The following is a 25,988-nucleotide window of genomic DNA, read 5'->3' on the forward strand; positions in this document are numbered from 1 at the left end:
GCGGGCGCCGGGCGCGGCGCGCCGCCCCCGCGCGGCCCCGGGGCCGCGGGCGGGCGCCCCCCCGCCGGCCCCCCGCCCCGCCCCCCCCCCCCCCCCCCCCCCCCCCCCCCCCCCCCCCCGCACTCCCCGCCTTGCGTCCGGCGGATCCGCCACACGCTCTCCACCGTCTGCCCACGGTCTGCCCACTTTCTCTCCGCTTTACCGGCGAATCACCCGGATTGCACCACCGGCACAGGGCTGCGCCCGGTACCGGTGGCCCGGTAGGCTTTCCGTGTGATCTTCAAGCGAATCGGAAACGGGCGGCCGTACCCCGACCATGGCCGGGAGAGCACCCGTCAGTGGGCGGATGTGGCCCCGCGCCCGGTGCGCCTTGACCAGCTCGTCACCACCAAGGGCCAGCTCGACCTGGAGACGCTGCTCGCGGAGGATTCGACGTTCTACGGCGATCTGTTCGCCCACGTCGTGAAGTGGCAGGGCGACCTGTATCTGGAGGACGGACTGCACCGCGCGGTGCGCGCGGCGCTCCAGCAGCGCCAGGTGCTGCACGCACGCGTCCTCGAACTGGACTGATCACGGCTCCTCGACCGAGCCGACCGCCGCGCCGTCGGCTGCCAAGCCGCTGACCGCAGGCGCCGGATCGGCCGCCCACGAGCCGCGCCCGAACCCCGCCCGAACCCCGCTCGGTCACGCTCTCGATCCGGCAACCGGAGACTCCTCGCGTTCCTCCGTTCGGGTACGCGTCGCGGGCGCGGCGAGAAGCCTTTGATCATCTAGTAGGCAGTACTGCATCCGGCTACTACCCTGCGCACATGAGCATGCTCACTCCCCCGGGCCTGGGCGGGAAGTACCGCATCAAGGGTGACCGCTACCCGCGGATGCGCAGACCGCGCAGGTGGGGGCGGATCGTCGCCGCCTCGCTGGCTTCGGTACTGGCCGCGGCGGTACTGGGATGGGGCGCGCTCCAGATCATCGGCATCTTCACCGGCAGCGGACCGGCCAAGGCGGCCGACCGCCCGGGCAAGCGGGCGAAATGCGCCTCGGCCGCCCCCGCCGCGGAGGCCCGCACCAGCGGCAGGAAGGCCGCGGAGGGCGAGCCGGAGGGCAAGAAGGCCGCAGGAGGCGACGACCTCCCCGAACCCGGTGACATCACCGTGAACGTCCTCAACGCCACCTCGCGCAGCGGGCTGGCCAAGGACACAGCCGACGAACTGAAGAAGCGCGGCTTCAAGATCGGCAGGATCGGCAACGCCCCGGCGGAGTTCGACAAGAAGATCAAGAAGGCCGCCTTCCTCGTCGGGGCCCCCGGCGCGTCGACCTCCGACCGCATGCACGTCCTGGGCACCCAGCTCGCACACACCGAGACCCGGTACGACGAGCGGGACGGCAAGGACGTGGACCTGATCCTCGGCAACGGCTTCGAGGACCTGGCGAAGAAGAAGGCCGCCACCGCGGCCCTGGCCGAACTGGCCGGCCCCGCAGCGGGCCCGGGAGAGCCCGGAAAGCCGGGAGCCTCCCCCTCGGCCTGCTGAGCCCCGCCCTACGGCCCCGCCGTACCGGGCCACTGTGGCCCCCTAGGGCAGCCGGGCCCCGACCGGTCAGCCGATGCCCGAGCCGGGAAACCGATCAGCCCAGGCCACATCCGACCAGCCGAGGCCACCATCGGAGTCGGGCAGCCGAGGCCACCATCGGAGTCGGGACGACACCCGAAGGGCCGGGGCCACCGGCGGCGACCCGGCGGGGGGGCACAGCCGGGAATCCGGGTCCGCTGTCGGCCGGCCGGACGGACCGGTCAGACGGTGCCGTACATCCGGTCGCCGGCGTCGCCCAGCCCCGGGACGATGAAGCCCTGCTCGTTGAGGCGCTCGTCGACCGAGGCCGTCACGACGGTCACCGGCGTACCGGCCAGGTCCCGCTCCATGACGGCGACCCCCTCGGGGGCGGCCAGCAGGCACAGCGCGGTCACGTCGTCGGCGCCGCGCCGGATCAGCTCCTGGATCGCGGCGACGAGTGTGCCGCCGGTGGCCAGCATCGGGTCGAGGACGTAGACCTGCCGCCCGGACAGGTCGTCGGGCATCCGGTTCGCGTAGGTCGACGCCTGGAGCGTCTCCTCGTCGCGGATCATCCCGAGGAAACCGACCTCGGCCGTCGGCAGCAGCCGGACCATGCCTTCCAGCATGCCGAGCCCGGCGCGGATGATCGGCACCACCAGCGGTCGGGGCCGGGACAGCTGCACGCCGGTGGTGTCGGTCACCGGCGTGGTGATCCCGACCTGCTCGACGCGCACGTCGCGGGTGGCCTCGTACGCCAGCAGCGTCACCAACTCGTCCGCGAGGCGGCGGAAGGTCGGTGAGTCGGTGCGCGCGTCGCGCAGGGTGGTGAGCTTGTGCGCGACCAAGGGGTGGTCGACGACGTGGGTCCGCATGCTTCGACAGTATCCGAGGCCCCGCGCGACGGATCCCTCCGGTACCCGGACTTACCCGGACCGGCGCCCGGCGCCCGGTGACACGGCGCCCGGCGCGCCCGGCCGGCGCGTGTCCAACCCCCGCGCGCTCGCCCGACCGTGCGGGGGTCGCACCGGCCCCGACGCGGTACGCGCAGTGGCCGGATGCGCCGGGGCGCACTGGCATACGCCCGGCGGACCGGGGAAGGTGGCCCTACACCGGAGGTGCATATGTCAGAGCCACGTGAGCCCGGGCAGCGAGCGCGCCGACGTCCGGGCGGGACCTCCCGGCCCCACCCGGGATCGAGCGCCCGCACGGAACCCGACCGCCGCGGGGACCCTCGTACGCCGTCGGAATTCCGGACGGAGGGAGACCGCGACGCGGACGCCGAGCGACTGCGCCGCCGCGCACACTTCCTCCGCGAGCTGAACGAGGCGAAAGAACTGCGCGAACGCGTCCATCCCCGCCGGTCGCGAGCGGTACGCCGGCGCCGGCAGGCACTGCGGATGCGTACCTTCCGCTGGTGAGGCCCTCCGCTGCCGAGTCCCTCCACGGGCGAGGGACCGGCCCCCGGCGAGGCGGCCATCGACAGGCCCCCGCCACGCGGCACCCCCGCGACCCGACCGCGCGAACCGCCCTGAGTGGCGGGTTGTCACACTGGGTCGATGCAGGCGAGCGCCGGGTAAACGTTTGGGCAACAGTCGGGCAAACAGCACGACGACGCACTGCCGAAGACCCTTCGCACAGCGCAGGTTTCTGCCACGATTCCGATGGGGCGGGGCACGGTCCCGTCAGCACTCGGGCACATCTTGAATCAGTGGGAGAGTCACGGTGTATTTCGCCGCGCTGCTCGCGCGCACCGCAGACGGGTGGGAAGCGAGCGACACAGAGCTGGACGATGTGGAGACCCTGGCCGACCTGGCCGACCTGGCCCGCGAGGCCACGACAGACGACGAGACGGTGCTGGTCTGCATCGAGCAGGACGGCATGTGGTTCGGCGTCGTCCGCGTGGACGGCGAGGACGATCCGCGGGTGTTCGTCTCGGACGCCGCGGCGGCGATGCGCAGCTCGTACGGCGAGATACTGCTGTCGGACGAGCTGCTCGGCCGCCAACCGGAGGATCCGTCGGCCCTCGACCAACTCGTGGACCTGGACGGCACGGAGGACGGCGAGCCGGAAGGCAGCGAGGACGACGACGGGACGGCCGAACGCGCCGCGGCAGCCGACGCGGAGAGCGCCCCGGCGGGTCCGCTGGGCGCCGCGGACCTCCTCAGCGACCTCGGCATGGAGGAGAAGGTGCTGCTCACCCTCTCCCCCGAGGACGCACTGAGCGAGGTCGCCGACGCGCTCGGCTGCACGGACGTACTGGAGGCCGTCCGCTGAGCCAGAGCACAGCAGGCGCCACACTGGCACCATGACCCCCGCGACCCCCGCGACCCCCGCACACGGCGACCGGCCGACCGCCGCGTCCCCCTCTCCCGGCCCGGACACCGCCTCCGGGCCGGGGGCCGCCCCCGGCGACCCCGTACGCGATCCCTGGCGCGCGCCCATGCGGCTGGCGCTCACGGAAGCGGCACGGGCACCCGGGACCGGGGACGTGCCGGTCGGCGCCGTCGTGCTCGGGCCGGACGGCACCGTACTGGGCCGGGGCCACAACGCCCGCGAGGCGGACGGGGACCCCACGGCCCACGCCGAGCTGCTCGCCCTCCGCGCCGCCGCCCGGACCCGCGGCGGCAACGACTGGCGACTGACCGGCTGCACCCTCGTCGTCACCCTGGAGCCGTGCACGATGTGCGCGGGCGCGGCCGTGCTCTCCCGTGTCGACCGCGTCGTCTACGGCGCCCCCGACGCGAAGGCCGGCGCCGCGGGCTCCCTGTGGGACGCCCTGCGCGACCGCCGCCTCAACCACCGCCCCGAGGTCATCAACGGTGTCCTCGCGACCGAGTGCGCCACCCTCCTCACCAGCTTCTTCCGCCCCACCGACCCCCCACCCCCCACGGCGCAGGGCACCACCCCGGATACCGATTTCGACCCCGGGCCCTCGGTGGGCTAGAGTTCCTCTCGGTAGCGTGTCCGAGCGGCCGAAGGAGCTCGCCTCGAAAGCGAGTGAGGGGGCAACTCCTCCGTGGGTTCAAATCCCACCGCTACCGCTGTGAGCAGGATGAATGGAGGGCCGGACCCCGCGCGGGGTCCGGCCCTTCGTCGTGGGGGTCTCAGTTTGGGTCTCAGTTGGCGTGCCGCAAGTCCTCATGAGTGACCGCAGACGGTTGAACGAGGACGCGGGCTGCCTCTTCCCTGAAGCCGCTGTGTAGGTCAGCGAGACCGAGCCGAAGCTCTTCTTCCGTCTCACGCAAGGCAGCCACTGAGCAGTCGGTTCGGCCCAAGAGAGCGTCCCCCAGCTCGCTGATACAGCTGTTGTGATCTTCGATGCGCGAACGAAGCTGGAAAGCCCGCTCAGCGATCTCCTCTGGCCCCACTAGACGAACCCGGAAATATGCTCGCCTAAAGGCTGTGACTGACTGCCCGAACGCCCTGCCGTGCTCACTGCCGGAGTCGGTGATCTCAAAGTCGAAGATCCTTCCGACGTTCGAGGCCGCTATGGCGTACTCGTCGTACGCCTCCAGCAACTCCTTGTATGCCTCCAGCCTCTGGCCACGGAGCCAGTGCTCATGATCGACCGTTGCCTGATCACGCACTTGCAGACTGGTGGCTCTAGCCGCCGTCTCTGCACCGATACGCGCTCCGCGAGCCGCCGTGATGCCACCGATCCCCGCCCCGATCAGCCCTGCGATGCCCGCCAAGGCCGCCGCTATCCCCTGGTCCATGGAAACAGCATCTCGGGACCAGCCGTCGCGCTGCCAAGGGATCCGAAAAGACACAGCACATGGGCCGCAGCTACCTGCGGCCCATGTGCCTCACCTACTCAGCCGATCGGTGCGAGAATCCCGCACCGTCAGCGTCGTCGTCCGGTCCCTCTGACCTCTGCTCCCAAATGAGCCCGTCGACTTGTTCGGCGATGCTGGTACGCACCGTGTCGACCATGTGCTGATACCGGGCGGGCATGGAGGTCGAGGACCAGCCCATGAAGCCCATGACGGCTCGCTCCGGTACGCCGAGGATCAGCGGGACTGTCGCGGCAGTATGGCGGGCGTCATGCAGGCGGCCGTCTCGAACCTTCGCATCTCGACCACACATGGCCGGTTCCACGATCAACGGGCAAGCCTGCTCTTTGCCACGCTGCGAGAGCAGCCCCCGTCTGGCGGCGAGGGCCGCTACTTAAAGGGCGCTGCGTGCTGGATCAGGCGGAAAGTCCACCGCCCTTGATCGCAGAAACGAAGGATGACCAGGTGTCCGGCACTACCAAGAGAGCCGGTCCTCTGGATGCTTTGGAATCGCGCACCGCAATTCCAGCAGGGGACCTCGCAGTCAGGTCCGCGACCTCTACGCAGTTGTTGCCGGTGCCGCTGTACGAGGACTTGAACCAATCCGCCTCGGCGATGTTCAGAGACGTCAGAGGGTTGGCATTCGGACTCATGCTGTGATCTCCCGGGATAGCTGGTGCAGGAATTTGGGGGTGTCCTCGGGAGGCAGGGCCGACCTCGAAAGGGCCTCGAACTGTCGTGAGAACCGGCCGACTTCCCGGCGCTTGTCGGAGATGGATGAGGCGTTGCCGAACGCCGTGTCTACCTGGATCGTCGTCGGCATCGTGTCGCCGAGGATCGCGATGCTGAAGTTGTGCTCGAAGAGGTGCCCGCGCATCGTCTGCGGGAGCACCTGCACAGTTACGTTGTCCAGCGCTGCCAGCTTGGCGATCTCGTCGTACTGCTCCCGCATCAGGTCGATGTCACCGACGATGTGGCGCAGGGACGGTTCGTAGAGGACAGCCCACAGTCTCAGTGGCTCCTCGTCCCTGGTGAGGGCCTCCTTTCGCTTCATCCTGATCCGTACGCTCTGATCGATGAATTCGCTGGTGATCTCGTCTATGGGCTTGGCGCTCTCATGGCGTGCGCGGGCGTATGCCTCGGTCTGCAACAGGCCGGTGATGATGCTCGGGTGATAGGCACGGATCTCCCGTGCCGCTGATTCAACGCCCAGAAAGCGAGGCATTCCGGCGCTCAGGTCCGTCGCAACCGGCGTCCACCACTCCCGGCTTGACGCCTCGCGCTGGGTCGCGACCAGCCTGTCCATCTCGTCTTCGTCCGTGACGCCGTAGCGGATCAGCAGTTTGCGCAGGTCACCTGCGCTGCGGAGGTCCTGTAGTCCGGTCTCGACTCGTTGGAGCTTCGTGTCACTGAACGAGAGTCCATGCACGGCCTCCGCGAGGCTGAGCCCTGCCCGCTTCCGTAGCTCGCGCAGTTCATGCCCCAGTGCGATCCGGCGCGCTGTTGGCCTGTGCTGTGCCGCCATCTGCCTGCCCTTCCGGCTCAACTGCCCCTGTTCTGCGGCGGTATGCGCAGCATGGCACGGCAATCGTTCGCCGCACCAGTCGATGTGTCTGCTCTGGCATGTGCCATTTTTCGTGCAGTGGGTGATTCAGTGCAGATTCCATTGTCCATGCACCGGGTGACGCGTCACAGTGATGGCACTCATCCAGCACGCTCACCCGGTAGTTGGCACCCAGCGCCTGAGAGATGTCTCGCGGCACCGGACGGCCTCTGAACCAGTGATCACGTGCTGACGACTTCGACCACCGGCCACAAAGGACCCCCGCAACCGCACGCGACGCGGCCCGGGGGCGTGGCCTCAACCTGTCTGGAGGTTGCGGCAGATGCACCGTATCGAATGGTTCTTCGCGACGCTGATGCGCGCGTTACTTCCCTCGTCGGGACGTCACCGGGCAACTCAGCCGGCGACCACCCGTAAGGGCCTCGATTTGCCACCAGTCGATAGGCCGACCATGCGCGTGGACGAGCCGCCGAGCGCACTCGTTCGCCCGTACTTCCTGGCCCATGAAGCGCGTACGGGGCGGAACGACGCGCCTCGCCGCGCGCTCCTCATCTGTCCTCGCGCCGGCATGGCATATCCGGGCGGTGGCCAGGTATGAGCTACCGATCCCCTGTCTGTCACGTCGGGCTGCACCAGGAATGCCGCCACGCCGACCTCGCGCAGCAGCCGAAGGCGGCTGCGGGCGTCTTCTACGAACCCTGCGACTGCCCGTGCCACCGGCCACAGCAGAGCTCCCCGCCGAAGGAGAGGGCAGGGGATGGCACGCAGTGAGCGACAGGTCGCCATCGAGGTCGGCAGTGGATCGGTCCGCCGAGGAGACGTCATCCAGGTGGGTGGTCAGTCGATGGCCGTGAGCGATATCCGCCATCTCACCGGCGGAGCGAAGCTCATCACGTTCAGGACGGGCGACACCCTGACCATCACGGCGGGAACGACCCTGGTCGTCCTGCGCACCGTAGCGGGCTGGGAGGGCCCAGAATGTTGATCTACGACCGAACCAAGACCCCCATGCCCGCACCCGAACTCCGGCTTCTGCCATGGACCACGGACAGCGGGAAGCCCTGCTACCTCAACGGCAACGCTGACTCCACGATGGCCATGTACGCCGACGCGGTCGAAGAGAACCAGTTGGAGCACGGCCACGATGCCTTGACCCGTGCTGTGCAGGTCATCGACACGGCAGAGGACGAGGACAACGAGCGGACGGACGCCCTCAGGGTGGCCACCGCCGCCTTGAGCAACTGCCTGCGCGTCGCCGACAGCAGGGGCGCGAGGCTGCCAGGCTGCGAGCACGCAGAGATCACGTGTGGCGCCCGAGAGCGCGACGATGACGACGGCAGCGGCCCCTTCTCCCCGCCGAACCCATCGGCGGAGCTGCATCGATGCCAGTCCTCTCCGTCTCAGGCTCCGTCTCAGGCTCCGTCTCATTCCTCCCCGTCCGGGCTCGTCCATCACCGACCGGCACCAGCCCAGCACCGCCCCCGACCAGCAAGAACAGACTGCGAAAGCGAGTGAGGCGGCAACTCCTCCGTGGGTTCAAATCCCACCGCTACCGCTTCTGAGCAGGATGATCGGGGGGCCGGATCCGGGTGCGGGTCCGGCCCTGCTGTGTCAACCCGTTGAGCGCGTTCGACCGTAGCTCCCCTCTGGCCGTCGGCCTCGGACTCCTCAACAGGGCGGAGCCGCACCGGCGGAGCCGCACCGGCGGAGCCGCACCGGCTTCCGGGCCACGGTTCGCCACTCCGTCGTCACCCTCTCGATGACCGCTCCGAGCGGACTCGCCGAGTCGCTTCACGCCGCACCGGGCCGCGTCCGGGTTCTCGTCCATCGGTAGGTCAGGGCCACGGCGGCGACGACCACCGGGACGAGTGCGTAGGAGGCGACGAATGGCGTGACCAGCACGGTGAGGGCGAAGGCGGTCAGCGCGAGGGCGCGCCCGCGGCCGGACAGCAGCCGGATGCCCGCCGCGGTGCCGACGAGGTACGTGACCAGGACGAGTACTGCCGGGATGTTGACGATGTCCTCGGTCCCCCAGTGGTTGAGGTAGCCGAGGAGGAGACCGGCGGCGCCGATGGCGCTGACCGCCCACACGCCACGGGTGGGTATTCCGCGCGTGGTCAGCTTGCCCAACGGGGCAGGGAGCCAGCCCTCCTTGCCCAGCGCGTATCCCAGTCGGGAGACGGAAGCGATGAAGGCGTTGGTCGTCCCGAGGCTGATGACGGTCGCGACCACCCCGGTCGTGGCCGCGGTGCTGAAGCCGACGCTCGTCCCGAGCACCCGGCCGACCGCGATCCGGTCGAGTTCCGGATCGCCGTAGGTTCCGGTGGCCACCACTCCGAAGGCGATACCGAGGTAGAGGACGATGACGATCACGACCGTGATGAACGTGGCGCGGCGCAGATCGCGGCGCACATCGCGGAACTCGCCCGCCAGGTGCGCGATCGCCTCCCAGCCGGCGAAGGCGAAGAAGAGGGTGAGGGCCGCCTGGGCGATTCCGGACAGGCCGTGGGGCGCGAACGGCGTGAGGTGGTCGGTGGTCATCCGGGGAAGCGCGGTCACGCTCGCCGTCAGGAGCAGCAACGCGACCCCCGCCGCCAGGAGGAGCTGGACCCGGCCGCTGATCCGCAACCCCATCAGATTGGCAGCGGTCGCCACGGCGAGGATGCCGGCGGCGATCACGAACGAGTGGTCCTGGTCGATCTGCAGCGCCGCCGCGACGTAGTAGCCGCCGGTCAGCGGGACGACGGTCTGGCCGATGGAGCCGGCTGCGAAGTAGAACCAGCCGGCCAGACCGCCCGCCGTCGGGCCGAAGGCCCGCGTGGCGAAGGTGGCGACGCCGCCCGCCCCGGGATGTTTTGTGGCCAGGGCAGCGAACGTCATCGCCAGGGGCAGGCCGAGCAGTCCCATGAAGATCCAGGCCAGCAACGACGCCGGGCCGGCCGTCGAGGCGGCCTGACCTGGCAATACCAGCACGCCCGCGCCCAGGACCGCGCCGACGTACAGCGCGATGGCCTGCCCGAGCCCGATGCTGCGTCGCAGGGACGGCTCGCCGGTCTCCTCGCTCCCCGAGGGCGCTCGCTCGGTGGACGTCACACGCGTTCCTCTTCTCTGTGTCGGCCGGTGTGTGTCGGTCGGCGCGTTCTCTGTGCGTCGGTCGGCGCGCCCTGCGTCCCGGAATGCGCGGGAAGTGATCGTGGACGCTCGGTCGCGCTGCCCAGCATCGGTGTGGTGGTGCCACCCCGCCAGTGGCAGGGTTGCCACCATGCGCGCGCATTTTGCCGCTCATCGCGTGGCGGTCGCCGTCACCGCGGGAGCGCCCCTCTTCGAACTGGCGGTGCCCTGCGAGGTCTTCGGGATCGACCGGCCCGACCTGGTCGATCCCTGGTACGAGCTGCAGGTCTGCGCCGCCGAGCCGAACACCCGGGTCGCCTGCGGGTTCACCGCACAGGAGACCGGGGACATGTCCGATCTGGTCCGCGCCGACACCGTCGTGGTGCCCAGTTGCGCGAGCGTCCGGGAGGACCCGCCCGTGGCGCTGGTGGAGGGCCTTCGGGCCGCTCACCGGGCAGGGGCCAGGGTCGCGGGAATCTGTACCGGAGCTTTCGCGCTGGCCGCCGCCGGGCTCCTGGAGGGCCGGCAGGCCGCGACGCACTGGATGCACGCCGACGAGCTGGCCCGGCGCCATCCCGGAGTGCGCGTCGACCCGAAGGTCCTCTACGCCGAGGACGGCGGCATCTTCACGTCCGCGGGCACGGCGGCCGGCATCGACCTGTGTCTGGAACTGGTCCGCCGCGACCACGGGGCCGCGGTCGCCAACGCACTGGCCCGGCGGCTGGTCACGCCCCCGCACCGGGAGGGCGGCCAGGCGCAGTACGTCGAGTTGCCGGCCGTCGGCCCCGCAGGCAGCCACTTGGCACCCCTCCTGGAGTGGGCCCGAGCCCGGCTGGACGAACCCCTCACCCTCGACGACCTCGCCCGGCAGGCCCATCTCAGCCGCCGCACCCTGGCCCGGCGCTTCGACGAAGCCCTGGGGTTGCCGCCCCTGCGCTGGCTCCAGCAGGAGCGCCTCCGGCACGCACAGCACCTGCTGGAGACCACCGCCCTGCCCGTCGACCAGGTGGCCGCTCACAGCGGTCTCGGAAGCGCGGCGAACCTCCGGCGGCACATGACCCGGCAGCTCGGCATCTCCCCCCAGAGCTACCGGCATGCCTTCGAGGCAAGAGCCCACGGCGGCACGGGCACCACCGCGTGAACCCCCTGACTGCCTCGAAGGACCGGCTCCGGCCTGGTCAGCCGGACCCGGACGGGCCGATCCGTGCACTGCGGGCGCACCTCGCCGGGTGAGGCCGTGTCCGGGCCCTGAAGGCGGATTCCCGCGCGACGTCCGCGCTGATGCCCGTCAAGGGCTCCGGCGTGATCGCGTGCTCCCGGTGCCCCGGTGCCCCGGTGGTCCCGGTGCCCTGGTCCCGCGCCGCCTCTCCGCCGGCCTGCGGGTGCCGAGGGCGGCTACGGCATGCTGCGCTTCGTGCCTCAGCCCGAGGCCGTTCGAGGCCCGGGGGAGGGGAAGGCGGGCACGGTGAGGGCCGAGTGGGCCGGTCGGCCCTCCGCGGGGGGCAGGGTGTCGAGGTTGCGCAGCATGTCGTTGCGCCGGGCCAGGGCCTGGGCGGTGGTCGGGAAGAGCACGGCGTCGCCCTCGCCGACCAGGTCCTGGTTGGCGGTGACGAACTCGCGGGTGTGCTGCTCGTATGCGGCGAAGCCCGCGGTGTGGTCCCGGTCGGCCAGGGCGGCGGCGAGCATGTACGCGCCGACGAGCGCGAGGCTGGTGCCCTGTCCGGTGAGGAACGAGGGCGCGTACGCCGCGTCGCCCACCAGCGCGACCCTGCCGCTGGTCCAGCGGGGCAGGCGGATCTGGCTGACCGCGTCGAAGAAGAGGTCGTCCGCGTCGTGCAGGGCGGCGAGCATGCTCGGGACCTCCCAGCCCGCGTCGGAGAAGACCTCTGCGACCAGGTCGCGTTGGGCCCGCGGGTTCCGGAACGCCTCGAACGGCGGTTCCGGGTGGGCGAAGTTCAGGAAGGCGTGCACCCCGTCGCCGTCGGCGGCGCCTTCCTCGGCAGAGCCGTCCCCGACCGCGTACAGGACCGCGGCCCGGCCCGGGGTGTTCCAGATCAGAGCCTCGCGGGAGAGCCCGAGGGGGTTGCGCATGGTGAACCCGGCGAAGCAGTAGCCGAGGTAGCGGTGGAACTGCTCCTCGGGGCCGAAGAGGAACTCGCGGGTGCGGGAGTGCAGCCCGTCGGCACCGAAGACCAGGTCGAACGTACGTGTGTCGCCGCCGCGGAAGGTGACGTCGACGCCGTGGTCGGACTGGTCGAGGGTGTCGACGGAGTCGTCGAACACGAACTCCACGTCGTCGCGGACCGCCGAATGGAGGGCGCCGACCAAGTCCCCGCGTGGCACCTCCAGATCGCGTCCCTCGACACCGCCGGTGACGGTGTGCGGGTGGATCGCCGCCACTTCGCCGCCGTCCCCGTCGAGGAAGGCCAGCCGACGCAGGTCGATGTGCGCGTCCCGCAGCCGCGGCAGGATTCCCATCCGCCGGACGACTTCGAGCGCGGTTCCCCGCACGTCGATCGGGTAGCCGCCGCCGCGCGGCGCGCTCGCCTTCTCGACGACCGTGACCGCGAATCCACCGCGGTTGAGCCAGTAGGCGAGGGCGGGCCCCGCGATGCTCGCGCCGGATATCAGGGCGGTGCGGCGCGATGGGGCAGCTCCCGTACGGGTGATGCCGCTCGGCAGGTCGGTGCGGGTCATTCGGTGACTCCCTTGCTCATGGTGCGGGCGACGAGGAGGGACAGCGCCGTGACGGCGCCGGCGAGGACGAAGCCGGTGACGAAGGCCGACTCGGCCGGGACATCCGAGCCGGAGGGGGTTCCGGCGGTGAGGATCGCGCCGCAGGCCTGCATCCCCACGGCGTAGCCGAGCACGCGGGTGACCAGGACCAGGCTGGTGGCGATGCCGGTGTCGCCGTGCTCGACGGAGGTGGCGGTGCTGGTCACCATCGCCGTGACGCAGAGGCCGCTGCCGAGCGCGATCGCCGTCTTGGCGACGACGAGGTGCCAGATCTCGGTGTGCACGGCTGCCAGCACGAGCAGCGAGCCGGCCATGAGGACGATCCCGGCGGTGACCACGGCACGCGAGCCGAACCGCCGTGCCCCCATCCCGCCGAGCGGCCCGGCCACCGACGCGGCCACGGTGCCGGGCAGCAGGAAGAAGCCGATCTCGGTGGCGCCGGCCCCGAACCCGTACGCGTCGGTGGGCACGTCGAAGAGCTGCGGGACGAGGTAGAGCGCCCCCGAGGTGCCGACGCAGATCAGGAACGTCAGCACACACGACTTCCACACCGCGGGCCACGCCAGCATGCGCAGGTCCACCAGGGGCGAGGCGGCTCGGCGCTCGGCGGTGATCCATCCGGCCACGAAGGCGGCCAGCACCACGACGAGCGCCCCCAGTGCGAGGGGCTGCGAGCCGGCCTCGGGCGCCAGTTGGAGTACGAGCATGAGCGTGATCAGCGTCCCGCTCAGCAGGGCCAGGCCGGGCCAGTCGATTCCCGTCCCGTCCGACTGAACCGGCGGATCCTGCGGCATCAGCCGGTTCACCAGCACGGTCGCCCCGATGACCGCGAGCGTCGGCAGTGCGAACATCCAGTGTCGGGACAGCCCTTCCGCCACGGGCCCGGCCGGCAGCGTCCCCGCCATCCCGCCCGCCACGAACAGCCCGCTCACCACCCCGATGGCCACCTTCGACTCGCCCTCGGGGAGGTGTGAGCGCACCAGGATGAACGACAGCGGCAGCGCGCCGACCATCGCTCCTTGCAGCAGTTGGCCGAGCAGCAGCACCGGCAGGTTCGGCGCCAGCGACGACACCAGTCCCCCGACGCCGACCACCGCCATCAGCCGGACCAGGACCCGTTTCCCGCCGTACCGGTCGCCGAACTTGCCTGCGACCGGTGTGACGAGCGCGCCCGTGATGAGCAGCATGATGCCGAGTAACGCCCCCTCGGCGGGGCTCATGTCCAGCTCGCGCTGCAGGAGCGGAAGCGTCGGTGTCACCACCGACTCCAGGGCGCCGGAGGCGACTGCCAGCAGGCCGAGGGCTGCGACAGCGGACTTGCCGATGCGGATCGGGGGAGCCGTGGATGTGGTCATGGACGTCCTTTCGTCGGTTCCGGACAGTCGTCGGTGGCCGGACACGTCGTCGGTGGCCGGACACGTCGTCGGTGCCGGGCGGAGCGTCGGTGCCGGGCGGGGAAGCGGGGCGGCCGCGGGGCTGTACCGCTGCCTTCGTGCGGCCGGGTCCGGTGCGGACCGCGGCTGTACGCGCTGCACGCCCCTCGCGGGCCGCAGCGTGGGCGAGTCGGGTGGTGGTCGGGTCCGGCCGGGGCCGCCCGGCGCGTGGCCTTGGAAGAGCGGTGATCGGGCGACGCGGGCGCGGCTCCGCTGGGCAGGGCGGTGCACGGGTGCGGTGCGGAGGAGCGGTACGCGCCGCGACCCGAGAACTACACTACACGGTGCAGTGTAGGCCGCTAGGATGTGCCCATGCCGACCACGAAGACACTGCGCGAGGGGTCAGCGCAGAAGCGGGCCGCGATCCTCTCGGCGGCCCGGGAACTGTTCCTCGCCGACGGCTTCGACCGGTCCAGCGTCGACGCGGTCGCCGCGCGGGCCGGAGTGTCCAAGCGGACGGTCTACGACTACTTCGGCGACAAGCAGACGCTGCTGCACAAGGTCGTCGACACCGTCGGCCAGTCCCTGATCACGACGGTCCGGCGCACCATGGACGACACCCTCACCGAGCGCACCGAGGCGACCGACCTCGAGGACGCCCTGGTGGCCTTCTCGATGCAGATCGCGACCGAGATGCTCGACTCGGCGGAGTACGCCACGCTGCTCCGGCTGGTCCGGACGGAGTCCGGCCACCTGCCGCACCGGGGCTACAACCCCATGGCCGACGCCCCCGACGAGGCGATCGGCGAGCGGTTCGCCGCCTTCGCGGACGCCGGGCTGCTGGACGTCCCCGACCCGCGGCTCGCGGCCGACCAGTTCCTCGCGCTGACCTTCGGCGTCGCCCTGGACAGGCTCGGCTCGGCGAACGCCGCGGAGGACACCCGCGTTCGCCCGCTCATCGTCGAGGGAGTGCGGACCTTTTTGCGGGCATACCGCACCAGGTAGACATACCGCGCCGCGGGGAGAGAGGCGCTGCGGACAGCGCGGAAGGAGAGTGCGCTGCCGGGCCCGCTTTTCGCGATGCTTTCCGGTGTTCATTCGGGTTCGGCGACGTTTCTCGATGTGCGCTCACGTTCGCCGATCTTCTCGCGACGGCGATGTTCACGGTTTCTCCACCGGCGCTCGTTCTCCACCGGCGCGCGCCGATGTCTGTCGCTGTTCAGTGGTGTCTGTCGGTGTTCACTGAAGTTCGTCGGTGTTTCCGGGGCTCGCTTCACCGCCGCCGCTCCGGGCAGAACATCGACGGAACACCGTACGAAGGTCGTACGGAGGGCCGGATTCCGCGCGGTTCGTGCCGATAAGCGCGCGCGTGTTCCCCCTCGTCACCCGGTACTCGCCGGTTCCGGCGGCCCCCGGTGGCGCGGGAAGCTGCGCGCGCATCACGATCCGGAACCGATCAAGTCGTGCGGCACCGGATTCTCTCGCCAGAAAGCGCTCCGCTTTCCTAAGCTCCAGCCTCTCGGCCCGAAAGTGTGACCGCGTACGCGGTATGTGCCAAAGGGCGCTTCCGCAGCACTGGGAGTAATACATGATCGCCCTGACCGTCCCCGTCATGATCACCTTTGGCGTCTTCCTGATCGCGATGGTCATGGTCGGTGTTGTGACGCACGAAGAAACGACCACATTCGATGATTTCACCGTCGGCAGCCGCCGGCTCACCGCACCGGTAGCAGCCCTGTCCGCCGGAGCCGCCGATATGTCCGGCTGGCTCTTCCTGGGCCTTCCGGGCGCCGTGTACATGGCCGGGATCGGCGCCACCTGGATCGCCGTCGGACTGATCGTCGGCACGTATCTCAACTGGCGTTTCGTCGCACCCCGCTTGCGGATCTACACCGAGCGGGTGCAGGCCGTGACCCTGCCGTCCTACCTGGAGGAACGGTTCGAGGACGGGAGCAGGGTGATCCGGCTGCTCTCGGCCGTCGTCACCGTCGTGTTCTTCACCGTCTACGTCGCCAGCGGACTCGTCGCCTGCGGACTGCTGGCGGACGAAATATTCGGCGCGGGCTTCGAGTTGGGTCTCACCGTCTTCGCCGTGGTGATCGTCATCTACACCATTCTCGGCGGATTCCGGGCCCTGAGCGTCAGCCACTCCATACAGGGAACGCTGATGTTCCTCACAGCGATCGCCCTCCCCGCGATCGCCCTGTGGCAACTCGGCGGCTTCGGCGCACTGCACGACCGGCTCACCGCCGCCGGCCCGGCACTGCTCGACCCGCTGGCCGAGTCGTCCTTCATCGACAAGAAGTGGACGTCGGGCCACTCGCTCGGGGCCGTCGCGACCATCTCGCTGCTCGCCTGGGGACTGGGCTACTTCGGCCAGCCCCACATCCTGACCCGCTTCATGAGCATCCGCAGCACCCGGGACATACCGCTGGCCCGCCGACTGGGCGTCATGTGGGTGATCGTCGTCCTGACCGGCGCCTCGCTCGTCGGACTCGCCGGGATCGCCGCCCTCGACAAGCCGCTCGACAACCCGGAGACCGTCTTCATCGCCCTGTCCACCCAGCTGACCTCCCCCTGGCTCGCGGGAGTCCTGCTGGTGGCCGTGCTGGCCGCGATCAAGTCCACGGTGGACAGCCAGCTCCTGGTCTCGGCCACGTCCCTCACCGAGGACCTCTACCGGGCGTTCTTCCGACGGCGGGCCCAGATCTCGGACACGATGCTGCTGCTGATCGGACGGCTGAGCGTGGTGGCCGTGGCGCTGGTGGCCTATGTGATCGCGTTGAGCGGCGGTGCCGTGCTCGACATCGTCGCCTACGCCTGGGCGGGATTCGGCGCGGCCTTCGGTCCGGTCATCCTCCTGTCGCTGTTCTGGCCCCGGATGACGGCGGCCGGTGCGAAGGCGGGCATGCTCACCGGAGCGCTGACGGTGCTGCTGTGGAAGCACATCGACCCGCTTCTCGGGCCGCTGCAGACCGGCATCTACGAGATGGTGCCCGGCGTGCTCGCCGCCACCGCGGCGGCCCTGTTCTTCGGCACGTTCGTCGGGCGCCGCCCCACGCTGGACTGGTCGAGGGTGGCTGAGGAGCCGCTCCGCACCGAGCCGCAGGACCCTGACGAGGAGCAGATCCCGGGACAGGTGCAGGGCCAGGAACAGAGGCAGGGCCAAGGCGCGTGGCAGAGCCAGGGGGCGTGGCAGGGCCAGGGGGCGTGGCAGGGCCAGGAGCAGCGCCGGCAGGAGCCCCCGCAGCAGGGGGCCTCGTATCCGGCGCCTCCTCAGCCGCCTTCGTATCCCACCTCGTACCCGTCGTCCTACCCCTCGTCCTGGCCCGCACCGCCCGCGGACGGCGGCGGCACCCCGTACCCCGGGCCGCCCGGCGGCGGCTCCGGGAGGTGACCCGGCCGCGGGGCCGGTCCCGGCGCTGACGGACGGCCCGTGCGCGTACCGCCGACGGCGCGCCCGGGCCGGCCCTCCGCTGCCCCGGTGCGGCGCGCCCGGTCAGGCGCGCTCCGTGCCGAACGCTTCCGCCAGCGCAGCGGGCGTCAGGACGCGTAGGAAGGGAAGGACGACGACGGCGACCGAAGCGGCGAACACCAGGAACGCCGTGCGCATCCCGCACCATTCGGCCAGGAGGCCCATCAGTCCGGCGCCGAGCGGCACGGCGCCCCGATTGAAGAGGCGGCTGACGGCGTTGTAGCGGCCGAGCATGCTGTCGGGCACCAGATGCTGGCCGATCGTCCGGGAGTTGACCGTCCACAGCGTGCCCCCGGCGCCTCCGGCGAAGGCCGCGGCGGCGACGGCGACGGCGACGGCCCAGACGCTGATGGTGAGTGCCGGTACGGCCATCATCACGAAGGTGCCGGCCAGGTCGGCGAACATCACCCGGCGGCGGCCGAGGAGCCGGTTGGCCCAGGTGACGACGAGGGCTCCGACCAGGCCGCTGATCCCCAGCGCGCTCAGGATCGCGCCGTACTCCTGCGGACTCACCCCCATGGCATCGGTGGCGAACAGCGGCATCAGTGCCGGCCAGGCGCCCCAGCACGCGCACAGGACGGTCAGGATCAGTGCCGTCGTGCGCAACAGCAGTTGCTGCCAGAGACAGCGCAGCCCGTCGGCGATCTGCCCCTCACACCTCGGAACCGAGGAAACCGCCGAAAAACGAAGACCCGCCGCAAGCCGCGCATCCGGCTGTCCGGAGGGTCGTCGAGCCGGCCCGGGGTCGCCCTAACGATCCAACTGCGTTCACCAGTTGGGCCGGGTCGGAGTCTGGCACAGGCGGGCACACGGTCGCTACCGGTAAAACCGTTAGCCGGTTAGCCGGGGGTAGGGTGGGGCCGTCCCAGGAGGAGGTGGCCATGCGCGACGCCCCGGCTTCGGCCCGACTGATCGAAGCCTTCGCCAACACCGTCGACGTCAAGCTCGGCACCGACGAGCTGGACTCGGCGGACGGACTCGCCACCTGGCTCGCCGAGCGGGGGATACTGGACCGCGCACACCAGGTCGGCGCAGCGGACCATGGCCTCTGCCTGCGTCTGCGCGCCGGCATCCGGGAGGAGCTGGGAGTCAACGTCGGGGACGGCGCCGACCCCGCCCTCCGCGCCGGAACCGAGGAAGCACTGCGCGAACTCCCCGTCCTGGTCTCCGTCGGACGCTCGGACGGCGGCTCCCTGTCGTCCGCGCCGCATCTTCCACCGACCCGCAGAGCCCTGGCCGAACTCGCGATCGCCTGGTGCGAGCTGGCCCTCACGGGGGAGGCCGCACGGCTCAAGCGCTGCTCCGAGCACACCTGCGCCTGGGTCTTCTGGGACGCCTCCAAGAACCGCAGCCGCCGCTGGTGCTCGATGCGCGTCTGCGGAAACCGGGCCAAAGCCCGGCGGCACAGCGCGAAGCAGACCGGAGCCACCGGACCGACCACCCGCGGCGCCTGAGCCCGCACCCCGGGAAGACGCTCAGAAGGCGGCCGAACCCTCCCCGACCGGGAGAGGTCCTCCCCGCGAACCCTCCCCGACCGGGAGAAGGCTCTGCCCGCCTGCTCCGCCCGGCGAGAAGGCCCTGCCCGGGCGGGAACAGATGTCGGCTGCCCGCCCGGCACACGCGGCGCGGCCTCCCTGCGCGCGCTCGCCGTGCTCGCCGGGCTCGCCGGAGGCGAGCAATTCACGCATTGCCGCGATTGCCATTCGACAATTCACCGGAACAATAATGGCGTTTTTCTTCGGGATGTGCTTGCGCGTTGCTGTATCGTCATCCCAACCTCCCTTTGAGAGGGGGTGAGGAGAAATGGCCGGTACGGGCTGGAAGTCTGAACCGGCGAGGACGACATTGCAGCGTTTCGCTGATCTCGCACGAGCGATCGCCAGCCTCTTCCAGGCGGTGTACTACGCCGTCCGGACAGAGCAACTGTGGTAGTTCCCCTACGAGATGACGGGCCCATCCCCGGCACGGGATGAGCCCATCGGAGGTCCTCGTCCGCGGCCCCGCTCTTCGTTCCGACAAAGGTGCGGGGTCCGCATCCTGCGGACCGTCAGCAATGACGCTGCTGGCTGCAGACTAGCATTGTTCCCGCCGTTTTTCCGGTACGGATCCGGTTCCGCCTCGCGCGGAATACCGCCGCCCGGAGAGAACCCGTCTTCCCTCGGCCCCCTGCATCCCCCGCGACGGCACGCAGCACCGAACACCCGCTGCCCACTGCCCACCGCCGGACAGCAGCTCTTCGCTGCCGCTTCGCCGATGCTTCCCCACCCCATTCCGCGCCGGAATCGCCGGTGCTCTGCGGGGGACTGTGTGCTGTCGTACGTTGAGAGAGGTCCGCTGGTCCCAGGGGGGAGCAGGGAGGCGCGGGTGGATGCGTGCTGTCGGTGTACGGGAGCGGAACGGGCGGCCCGAGATCCTGCAGGCGAGGCGGCCCGAGCCCGGCGAGGGCGAGGTGCTGGTCCAGGTCGTGGCGGCGGGCCTGAACCCGCTGGACTGGAAGATCGCCGAGGGCATGCTGGAGAGCCTGGTCCCCTACGACTTCCCGCTCGTCATGGGCGCGGACTTCGCCGGGACCGTGGAGAGCTGCGGCTCCGAGGCGTACCGCTTCACCCCGGGTGAACAGGTCTTCGGCCACGTGGTGAGCGAGCCGGTGGGGGGCGGGACGTACGCGGAGTACGTGGTGGTCAACGAAGCGGGCAGCATCGCGCGCGCGCCCACCAGCATCCCGCTGACCACCGCGGCGGGCGCACCCACCGCGGGCATGACGGCACTCGGGATCATGGATTCCGCAGCGCTGCGCTCGTACGAGAGCGTGCTGATCATCGGAGCCGCCGGCGGCGTGGGCACCTTCCTCACCCAGCTCGCGTCGGCTCGCGGACTGCGCGTCGTGGCCGCCACACACGGCCACGACCAGGCCCGGATGGGTGCCTTCGGCGCGGCGTCGGCCATCGACGTCCGTACGACGGACCTGGCCGCCGCCGTCCGGGAGGAGTACCCCGGCGGCGTGGACGCGCTGGTCGACCTGGGGTCGACATCGGCCGCGGAGTTCGCCCGGAACACGGCGCTGGTCCGGGACGGCGGCGTGGCCGTCTCCACCCTGGACGCGGCATCGCTGGACGCCCTCCACGGGCGCCGTATCGAAGGCATCAACTACCATCTCGCGGCCTCCGCCGAACTGCTGGAACGACTCGGGGAGGAGATCGACAGCGGGCCGCTGACCGTGCCGATCGAGGTCGAGGTACCCCTCGACGAGGCGCCGGGGGCCGTGGCACGCAACCGCGCGGGAGGCGCCCGGGGAAAGACCGTCCTCCTCACCTGAGCCACGTCCCGGCCCGCGCTGCCTTCCCCCGCTCCCGCGCTGCCTTCCGACGCCGGGGCTGCCGCCCGGTTCCGGACCGGGGCCCGTCCCGCGCCGCACGGTCGGCTGCGCGCCCGGCCTGCCCTGCGCTGCTATGCGCCCCGCGCAGCCCCGCGAGGTCCCGCGCAGCCACCGCGCAGCCCGCTCCGGCACGCGCGTCGGCGGGCGGCGGCCATCCGTCCCCCCGGGGGGCGCGGCCGTCCGGTCGGCGCCCGCGATCCGCAGGCTCCCGGATCGCCCCTTCCTCTGCCCTTGCCCCGTACTGCTCCGAACCGCCCTGACCTGCCGCTCTCTGTCCCCCGGGCTCGTCCGCGTCGTCCAGGCACGCGGTCCGGTCCGGTCCGAGTCCCGAGGAGCCGGCGGAGAGCACCCGAATCCGTGGATCTGCGGCTCCTGGGGTCTCTGAGGTCTCTGAGGCCCCTGGCCGCCGGTGAGCCGACCGGAGGCCCACCACGTCTCTCCTACGGGCCCCCGCACCTCCTCGGCCGCTTCCCGCCGTCTCCCGTCGCCCTCGCACGCCCCCGCACGGCCCCGCACGCCCCCGCACGGCCCCGCACGGCCCCGCACGGCCCCGCGCCGCCGACGGTAGAGAGAGGAGCGGCGAGGAGAGAAGGCAAGAGGAAACGGACAGGAAAGGGAACGGACAGGGAAGCAGGGGGCGGGAGAGACCGGGATCTCCTCCACCTGCTGGCGGCTCAGTGTTCCCGCTACACTCGCACCGCCACATCGGTGGACAGGGTGTCGATGATCGAACACCCGGGGGTCGGAACGCCCGGGGGAGGGACAGCGCGATGGCGCAGACGAAGAAGATCGCGGGCTATGTGCTTGTCGTCTTCGTGCTGTACACGATCATCACGTCCCCCGAACGCTCGGCCGACTTGGTCCAGATAGGTTTCGAAGGCATCTCCAGTGCCGCACAGGGCGTCGGCCGGTTCATGACCTCTCTGGTCAACTGAGCCCACGCTCCGTCCGTCGCTCCCGCGGCCCGCGAACGCCGCCGGGGCCCTGTGGCGCCCCGTCCTGCCCCGCCGTTTCCCGTCGGCGCGCACGTGCCGCCGTCGCGGGCTGTGTTCTCCTCGGCGGTGCGACCGGCGTGCGCCCCGGCGCAACTGGTAGGCAACACGGAGTCATTCGGTGCTTGCACACGGTGCACATGTCTTGTGATGCTATGACCGCTTTTTGGCTGATGAATCGTGCCCGCACCGACACCGCGGGTGACACGGCAGGGGCACGCCGAGCGAGGGCAGCATGCGACGCGGTCCACGTGATCGACCAGGACAGATCTGCACCGTAAGGGGTGGTGGCTGAGTGGACGGGACCCGTACCCCCACCCAGACTCCCTCCGGCGACGCCGAAGCGCCCCCCTCCCCCGCCGAGGCGCAGCGGGAAAGAGCCGCGCGGACCCGGGCGCTGACGCAGTCCCTCTTCGAGCAGCTCGCCCGGCACGAGCACGGCTCGGCCGAGCGCGAGCGGATCCGCGCCGCCCTCATCGAGGCCAATCTGCCGCTGGTGCGGTATGTCGCGGCGCGGTTCCGCAGCAGGAACGAGCCGATGGAGGACGTGGTCCAGGTCGGCACCATCGGTCTGATCAACGCCATCGACCGGTTCGACGCGGGCCGGGGTGTGCAGTTTCCGACCTTCGCGATGCCGACGATCGTCGGGGAGATCCGGCGCTATTTCCGGGACAACGTGCGCACCGTGCACGTGCCGCGCCGGCTGCACGAGATGTGGGTCCAGGTCAGCGGCGCCACCGAGGATCTGACGACGCTGCACGGCCGGTCCCCTACCACGGCCGAGATCGCGGAGCGGTTGAAGATCAGCGAGGAGGAGGTGCTGGCCTGCATCGAGGCCGGACGGGCCTACCGGGCCACCTCGCTGGAGGCCGCGCAGGAGCGCGAGGACGGGATGCCGGGACTGCTGGACCGGCTCGGCTACGAGGACCCCGAGTTGGACGGGGTCGAACACCGGGACCTCGTCCGCCATCTGCTCGTACAGCTTCCCGAGCGGGAGCAGCGGATCCTGCTGCTGCGGTACTACCGGAATCTGACGCAGTCCCAGATCAGCGCCGAGCTCGGCGTCTCCCAGATGCACGTGTCGCGACTGCTCTCGCGTAGCTTCGCGCGGCTGCGCGCCGCGAATCGGATCGACGCGTAGCCGGATCGAGCGACGTCAACTTCTGTCCCATCGCTCTCAACTGTGCAGTTTTATCGACATGAGGCTACGTCGCGTTGCCTACTTGTGACATTCTGCAAGAGCTGCGTTTGCCGCAGTGGCGTGCCCGGTATGGAGGGGGAGGTGCTTCTCTCCGAGCCGAGGGCGCCGCAGCGACCGTCCGCGACCTCAAGGGGGTGGCATGTCCGTAGAACTGGGCAGCTCCAAGGTGCTCGCCGAGAACACGTCCCCGACCCCGGGGGCACCTCCCGGGCCCGCCGAGCCCGGCAGTGTGCCACCGATGCTCGACGAAGTGGCGCCGGACGACCTCACGGCGGAGGCTCCGGCGGAGCTCGCCGGGGCCGCGACGGCGTTGCCGGGCAGCGACACGCTCGACACCCGCACCCTGTCCCGCTCTCTCTTCCTGCGCCTCGCCGCGCTGGACAAGGCGGCGGCCGACTCCCCGGGGACGGCCAACACCGCGGAGCGGATGTATGTACGTGACACCCTCATCGAGCTGAACCTGCCGCTCGTCCGCTACGCCGCGGCCCGCTTCCGCAGCAGGAACGAGCCGATGGAGGACATCGTCCAGGTCGGCACCATCGGCCTGATCAAGGCGATCGACCGCTTCGACTGCGAACGCGGCGTGGAGTTCCCCACGTTCGCGATGCCGACCGTCGTCGGGGAGATCAAGCGCTTCTTCCGCGACACCTCGTGGTCCGTGCGGGTGCCCAGGCGCCTCCAGGAACTGCGGCTGGCGCTGACGAAGGCGAGCGACGAGCTGTCGCAGACCCTGGACCGCTCCCCGACCGTGACCGAACTCGCGAGCTGCCTCGGCGTCTCCGAGGAGGACGTGGTCGACGGGCTGGCCGTCGGCAACGCCTACACCGCCTCCTCGCTGGACTCCCCGGCGCTGGAGGAGGACGGCGGCGAGGGCTCGCTCGCGGACCGGCTGGGCTACGAGGACAGCGCGCTGGAGGGCGTCGAGTACCGGGAGTCCCTCAAGCCGCTGCTGGCCAAGCTCCCGCCGCGGGAGCGTCAGATCATCATGCTGCGCTTCTTCGCGAATATGACGCAGTCGCAGATCGGCGAGGAGGTCGGCATCTCCCAGATGCATGTCTCCCGGCTGCTGACGCGCACGCTCGCACAGTTGCGCGAAGGGCTGATCGCGGAGGACTGACCGGGACGGGGGCGGAGTGACACGGGGGACACCGGCAGGGACATCGACCGGGACACCTGCGGAGACATCGACGGAAGCATCGGCTGTGACCCCGGCAGCAGGGCCGCGACGCACTTCACGCGGCACAACTGCGGGGATGCCGGGGAGGCGCGTCACAGGGACACGGAGAGGGGTGCCGAGAGGGACCGGGACGACGAGGAGCACCGCGGAAGGGACACCTGGAACCGCCGACAGAGGCTTCACTTCTGACGCGGCGTCAGTGACACTGACGCCATGCGGACCCAGGGGAGCACGACACGAAGCCGTCGAGGCAGCCGGATAGCCGCCTCGGCGGCTCTCGTCTGTCTCGGGACGCCGCTGGTCGCCGGCTGCGGTGCGGGCGGGGACGACGGCTATGTGGCGGCCGGCGCGGCGGATCCGTCGCCCCGGAGCGGCGGTCCGGTACGACCGGACGGCGGAGTCCGGATGGTGCCGCTGCCCGACGGGTCGGACGGTGCCGACGGTGGCTCAGGCCGCGGCGGTGGCCGCACATCGAGCGACGACAGCGCCCCGAAGGGGGCGCGCGGCAGCGGGAGCCCGGACGCGGAGCGCGCCGGGGGCGGCCCGGGCGCGAAGAGGGGCACCAGCGGCTCGGAGGACGGCGGTGCGGGTGCGGAGCGGTCCGGTTCGGCGGCGCCGGGCTCGACCGGCAACGCCCCCGCCTCCCGCACGGGCGGTGGCCCCGGCGGCAGTTCAGGTGGCAGCTCAAGCGGCGGTTCCGGCGGGAACCCGTCCCCCGGGAGCGGCTCCTCGGGACCGGACGCCCCGGATTCGCCCGCCCCGGACCCGCCGAGCGGTCCCGCCGTACTGACAGCGGGCGAGCCACGGCGGGAGAAGACGGACGACCGGTGGTGCGAGAAGGTGACAGTCCGCCTCACCAACTCCGGCGGCCGGGCGGTCACCGCCGGCAGGGTCACCTTCGGCACGCACATCATCGGCGCCCTCGGGGTGGACTGGGCCACCCGGGAGAGCACACACGCCCTGCCCGTACCGATCACGGCCGGGCAGGCGAAGGAGAAGGCCTGGAAGGTGTGCGTGGCCGCCTGGCGCGTGCCGCTGGGCATGCACATCGAGACCCGCGAGGTCCGGCTCACCGGCTGGAAGTAGCCGGATACGGGCTCGGGCGCGGCACCGGAGCCCTCCGGGGCCACCGGTGCCGTCGAGGGGTCAGGCCCGGACCCGAGGGGTCAGGTCCGGACCCGAGGGGTCAGGTCCGGACCGTCGGGCTGTCGGACACCGTCACATCCGGCGAGAGCGTCAGGCCGTCAGAAGCCCGCCCACGCCGGTACTTCACAGAGCGCGCCGGACGGTGCCGACGCGTCAGGCGTCACACCGTCGGCACGTCACGGGGCGTCAGTCGGCCGCCCGCCGCCAGGGCGTTGCGCCGTCGCCCCGTCAGGAGAAGGCGAGCCAGGCGACACCGGCGAGAACGACGAGCGCGACGACGACGCCGACGATCAGGCCCATCCGGGGACCCGCCGGGGCCGGTGCGGCCGCCTGCCTGCTGCCGGACCGGGGGCTGCCCTCGTCGACGAAGGCGCGGAACATCTGTGTGCTGCCGGCCGGATCGTGTCCCTGTCCATCGGGACCCTGCGGCGCCTGCGGGTTGTGAGCCATGCCCCAGGACCCTAGCGAACCGTCCCCCGGATGGCACAGCCGCACCGGGGCGGACACTGTGCGC

At 71.0% G+C, this 25,988-nt stretch carries 24 protein-coding genes, 1 tRNA gene and 1 pseudogene; 16 read left to right on the top strand and 10 right to left on the bottom strand.

Annotated elements, in window-relative coordinates; all coding sequences use genetic code 11:
- The first annotated feature begins 273 nt into the window (after positions 1–273).
- A complete protein-coding gene (locus ACFYNS_RS24945) occupies positions 274–570 on the top strand; it encodes a type II toxin-antitoxin system VapB family antitoxin (protein ID WP_003999914.1) in 297 nt (98 codons plus the stop codon).
- A gap of 239 nt (positions 571–809) precedes the next feature.
- Entirely contained in the window at positions 810–1,529 is a 720-nt protein-coding gene (locus ACFYNS_RS24950; RefSeq protein WP_360296222.1) for a LytR C-terminal domain-containing protein, read from the top strand.
- A gap of 260 nt (positions 1,530–1,789) precedes the next feature.
- On the opposite strand, the gene upp is transcribed toward ACFYNS_RS24950, so the two are convergent.
- Positions 1,790–2,422 carry a uracil phosphoribosyltransferase gene (gene upp / locus ACFYNS_RS24955; protein WP_360296219.1) on the bottom strand — a complete coding sequence of 211 codons (633 nt, stop codon included), beginning with the start codon at positions 2,420–2,422 and terminating at the stop codon, positions 1,790–1,792.
- 850 nt (positions 2,423–3,272) lie between these two features.
- On the opposite strand from upp, the gene ACFYNS_RS24960 reads away from it, so the two are divergent.
- The 3 genes from ACFYNS_RS24960 (at position 3,273) to ACFYNS_RS24970 (ending at position 4,591) form a co-directional block, all read left to right on the top strand.
- Complete coding sequence (locus ACFYNS_RS24960; RefSeq protein ID WP_360296216.1) at positions 3,273–3,824, top strand: hypothetical protein; 552 nt, start codon at positions 3,273–3,275, stop codon at positions 3,822–3,824.
- A gap of 31 nt (positions 3,825–3,855) precedes the next feature.
- Positions 3,856–4,494: a tRNA adenosine(34) deaminase TadA gene (gene tadA / locus ACFYNS_RS24965; RefSeq protein ID WP_388605166.1), complete on the top strand. Its 639-nt coding sequence runs from the start codon at positions 3,856–3,858 to the stop codon at positions 4,492–4,494.
- Between the two features lie 10 nt (positions 4,495–4,504).
- Positions 4,505–4,591 (top strand) — tRNA-Ser (locus ACFYNS_RS24970).
- 75 nt (positions 4,592–4,666) lie between these two features.
- Here the strand turns inward: ACFYNS_RS24970 and ACFYNS_RS24975 are convergent.
- The 4 genes and pseudogenes from ACFYNS_RS24975 to ACFYNS_RS24990 all read right to left on the bottom strand — a co-directional run bounded on the left by ACFYNS_RS24975 (position 4,667) and on the right by ACFYNS_RS24990 (position 6,848).
- Positions 4,667–5,266 (bottom strand): hypothetical protein, encoded by a 600-nt coding sequence (locus ACFYNS_RS24975; protein ID WP_388605169.1) that lies wholly within the window; start codon positions 5,264–5,266, stop codon positions 4,667–4,669.
- A 94-nt stretch (positions 5,267–5,360) separates the two neighbouring features.
- Positions 5,361–5,624 (bottom strand): annotated as a pseudogene (locus ACFYNS_RS24980) (site-specific integrase); the annotation flags it as partial.
- Between the two features lie 115 nt (positions 5,625–5,739).
- Complete coding sequence (locus ACFYNS_RS24985) at positions 5,740–5,976, bottom strand: DUF397 domain-containing protein (RefSeq protein ID WP_388605171.1); 237 nt, start codon at positions 5,974–5,976, stop codon at positions 5,740–5,742.
- Entirely contained in the window at positions 5,973–6,848 is an 876-nt protein-coding gene (locus tag ACFYNS_RS24990; RefSeq protein WP_388605172.1) for a helix-turn-helix domain-containing protein, read from the bottom strand. The genes ACFYNS_RS24985 and ACFYNS_RS24990 overlap by 4 nt, the downstream gene beginning before the upstream one ends.
- Positions 6,849–7,644: 796 nt before the next feature.
- Between ACFYNS_RS24990 and ACFYNS_RS24995 the strand changes: the two genes are divergently transcribed.
- Together ACFYNS_RS24995 and ACFYNS_RS25000 are read left to right on the top strand one after the other, a co-directional pair.
- Positions 7,645–7,872: a hypothetical protein gene (locus ACFYNS_RS24995; RefSeq protein ID WP_360296210.1), complete on the top strand. Its 228-nt coding sequence runs from the start codon at positions 7,645–7,647 to the stop codon at positions 7,870–7,872.
- The gene (locus ACFYNS_RS25000) at positions 7,866–8,402 is read left to right on the top strand and encodes a hypothetical protein (protein ID WP_388605174.1); all 537 of its coding nucleotides are present in this window, start codon (positions 7,866–7,868) and stop codon (positions 8,400–8,402) included. Before ACFYNS_RS24995 ends, ACFYNS_RS25000 begins: the two co-directional genes overlap by 7 nt.
- 276 nt (positions 8,403–8,678) lie before the next feature.
- Here the strand turns inward: ACFYNS_RS25000 and ACFYNS_RS25005 are convergent, their stop codons facing one another.
- Complete coding sequence (locus ACFYNS_RS25005) at positions 8,679–9,980, bottom strand: APC family permease (RefSeq protein WP_388605176.1); 1,302 nt, start codon at positions 9,978–9,980, stop codon at positions 8,679–8,681.
- 169 nt (positions 9,981–10,149) lie between these two features.
- Between ACFYNS_RS25005 and ACFYNS_RS25010 the strand changes: the two genes are divergently transcribed.
- Positions 10,150–11,139 (top strand): helix-turn-helix domain-containing protein, encoded by a 990-nt coding sequence (locus ACFYNS_RS25010; protein ID WP_388605178.1) that lies wholly within the window; start codon positions 10,150–10,152, stop codon positions 11,137–11,139.
- Positions 11,140–11,417: 278 nt separating this feature from the next.
- Here the strand turns inward: ACFYNS_RS25010 and ACFYNS_RS25015 are convergent, their stop codons facing one another.
- Together ACFYNS_RS25015 and ACFYNS_RS25020 are read right to left on the bottom strand one after the other, a co-directional pair.
- A complete protein-coding gene (locus ACFYNS_RS25015; protein ID WP_388605180.1) occupies positions 11,418–12,695 on the bottom strand; it encodes an FAD-dependent monooxygenase in 1,278 nt (425 codons plus the stop codon).
- Positions 12,692–14,089 carry an MFS transporter gene (locus ACFYNS_RS25020; protein ID WP_388605182.1) on the bottom strand — a complete coding sequence of 466 codons (1,398 nt, stop codon included), beginning with the start codon at positions 14,087–14,089 and terminating at the stop codon, positions 12,692–12,694. The genes ACFYNS_RS25015 and ACFYNS_RS25020 overlap by 4 nt, the downstream gene beginning before the upstream one ends.
- Before the next feature lie 390 nt (positions 14,090–14,479).
- On the opposite strand from ACFYNS_RS25020, the gene ACFYNS_RS25025 reads away from it, so the two are divergent.
- Positions 14,480–15,112: a TetR/AcrR family transcriptional regulator gene (locus ACFYNS_RS25025; RefSeq protein ID WP_360296195.1), complete on the top strand. Its 633-nt coding sequence runs from the start codon at positions 14,480–14,482 to the stop codon at positions 15,110–15,112.
- A 583-nt stretch (positions 15,113–15,695) separates the two neighbouring features.
- Positions 15,696–17,504, top strand: a complete 1,809-nt coding sequence (gene putP, locus ACFYNS_RS25030; protein ID WP_388605184.1) for a sodium/proline symporter PutP — start codon at positions 15,696–15,698, stop codon at positions 17,502–17,504.
- Between the two features lie 102 nt (positions 17,505–17,606).
- On the opposite strand, the gene ACFYNS_RS25035 is transcribed toward putP, so the two are convergent.
- Positions 17,607–18,227 carry an MFS transporter gene (locus ACFYNS_RS25035; protein WP_388605205.1) on the bottom strand — a complete coding sequence of 207 codons (621 nt, stop codon included), beginning with the start codon at positions 18,225–18,227 and terminating at the stop codon, positions 17,607–17,609.
- A 236-nt stretch (positions 18,228–18,463) separates the two neighbouring features.
- Between ACFYNS_RS25035 and ACFYNS_RS25040 the strand changes: the two genes are divergently transcribed.
- The 6 genes from ACFYNS_RS25040 (at position 18,464) to ACFYNS_RS25065 (ending at position 25,414) form a co-directional block, all read left to right on the top strand.
- Positions 18,464–19,036, top strand: coding sequence for a CGNR zinc finger domain-containing protein (locus ACFYNS_RS25040; RefSeq protein ID WP_388605186.1), 573 nt, complete (start codon positions 18,464–18,466; stop codon positions 19,034–19,036).
- Positions 19,037–19,950: 914 nt separating this feature from the next.
- The gene (locus ACFYNS_RS25045) at positions 19,951–20,898 is read left to right on the top strand and encodes an NADP-dependent oxidoreductase (protein WP_388605188.1); all 948 of its coding nucleotides are present in this window, start codon (positions 19,951–19,953) and stop codon (positions 20,896–20,898) included.
- Positions 20,899–21,728: 830 nt separating this feature from the next.
- A complete protein-coding gene (locus ACFYNS_RS25050) occupies positions 21,729–21,893 on the top strand; it encodes a hypothetical protein (protein ID WP_019354357.1) in 165 nt (54 codons plus the stop codon).
- Between the two features lie 352 nt (positions 21,894–22,245).
- On the top strand, positions 22,246–23,091 hold the full coding sequence (locus ACFYNS_RS25055) for an RNA polymerase sigma factor SigF (protein ID WP_074999182.1): 846 nt from the start codon (positions 22,246–22,248) through the stop codon (positions 23,089–23,091).
- 199 nt (positions 23,092–23,290) lie between these two features.
- On the top strand, positions 23,291–24,268 hold the full coding sequence (locus ACFYNS_RS25060) for an RNA polymerase sigma factor SigF (RefSeq protein WP_360296182.1): 978 nt from the start codon (positions 23,291–23,293) through the stop codon (positions 24,266–24,268).
- Positions 24,269–24,541: 273 nt separating this feature from the next.
- A complete protein-coding gene (locus ACFYNS_RS25065) occupies positions 24,542–25,414 on the top strand; it encodes a hypothetical protein (RefSeq protein ID WP_388605190.1) in 873 nt (290 codons plus the stop codon).
- A 288-nt stretch (positions 25,415–25,702) separates the two neighbouring features.
- Here ACFYNS_RS25065 and ACFYNS_RS25070 read toward each other — a convergent pair whose 3' ends face one another.
- Positions 25,703–25,924 carry a hypothetical protein gene (locus tag ACFYNS_RS25070; protein ID WP_360293253.1) on the bottom strand — a complete coding sequence of 74 codons (222 nt, stop codon included), beginning with the start codon at positions 25,922–25,924 and terminating at the stop codon, positions 25,703–25,705.
- Positions 25,925–25,988: the final 64 nt, after the last annotated feature.

Source organism: Streptomyces sp. NPDC006925, assembly GCF_042869575.1.
GTDB lineage: Bacteria > Actinomycetota > Actinomycetes > Streptomycetales > Streptomycetaceae > Streptomyces.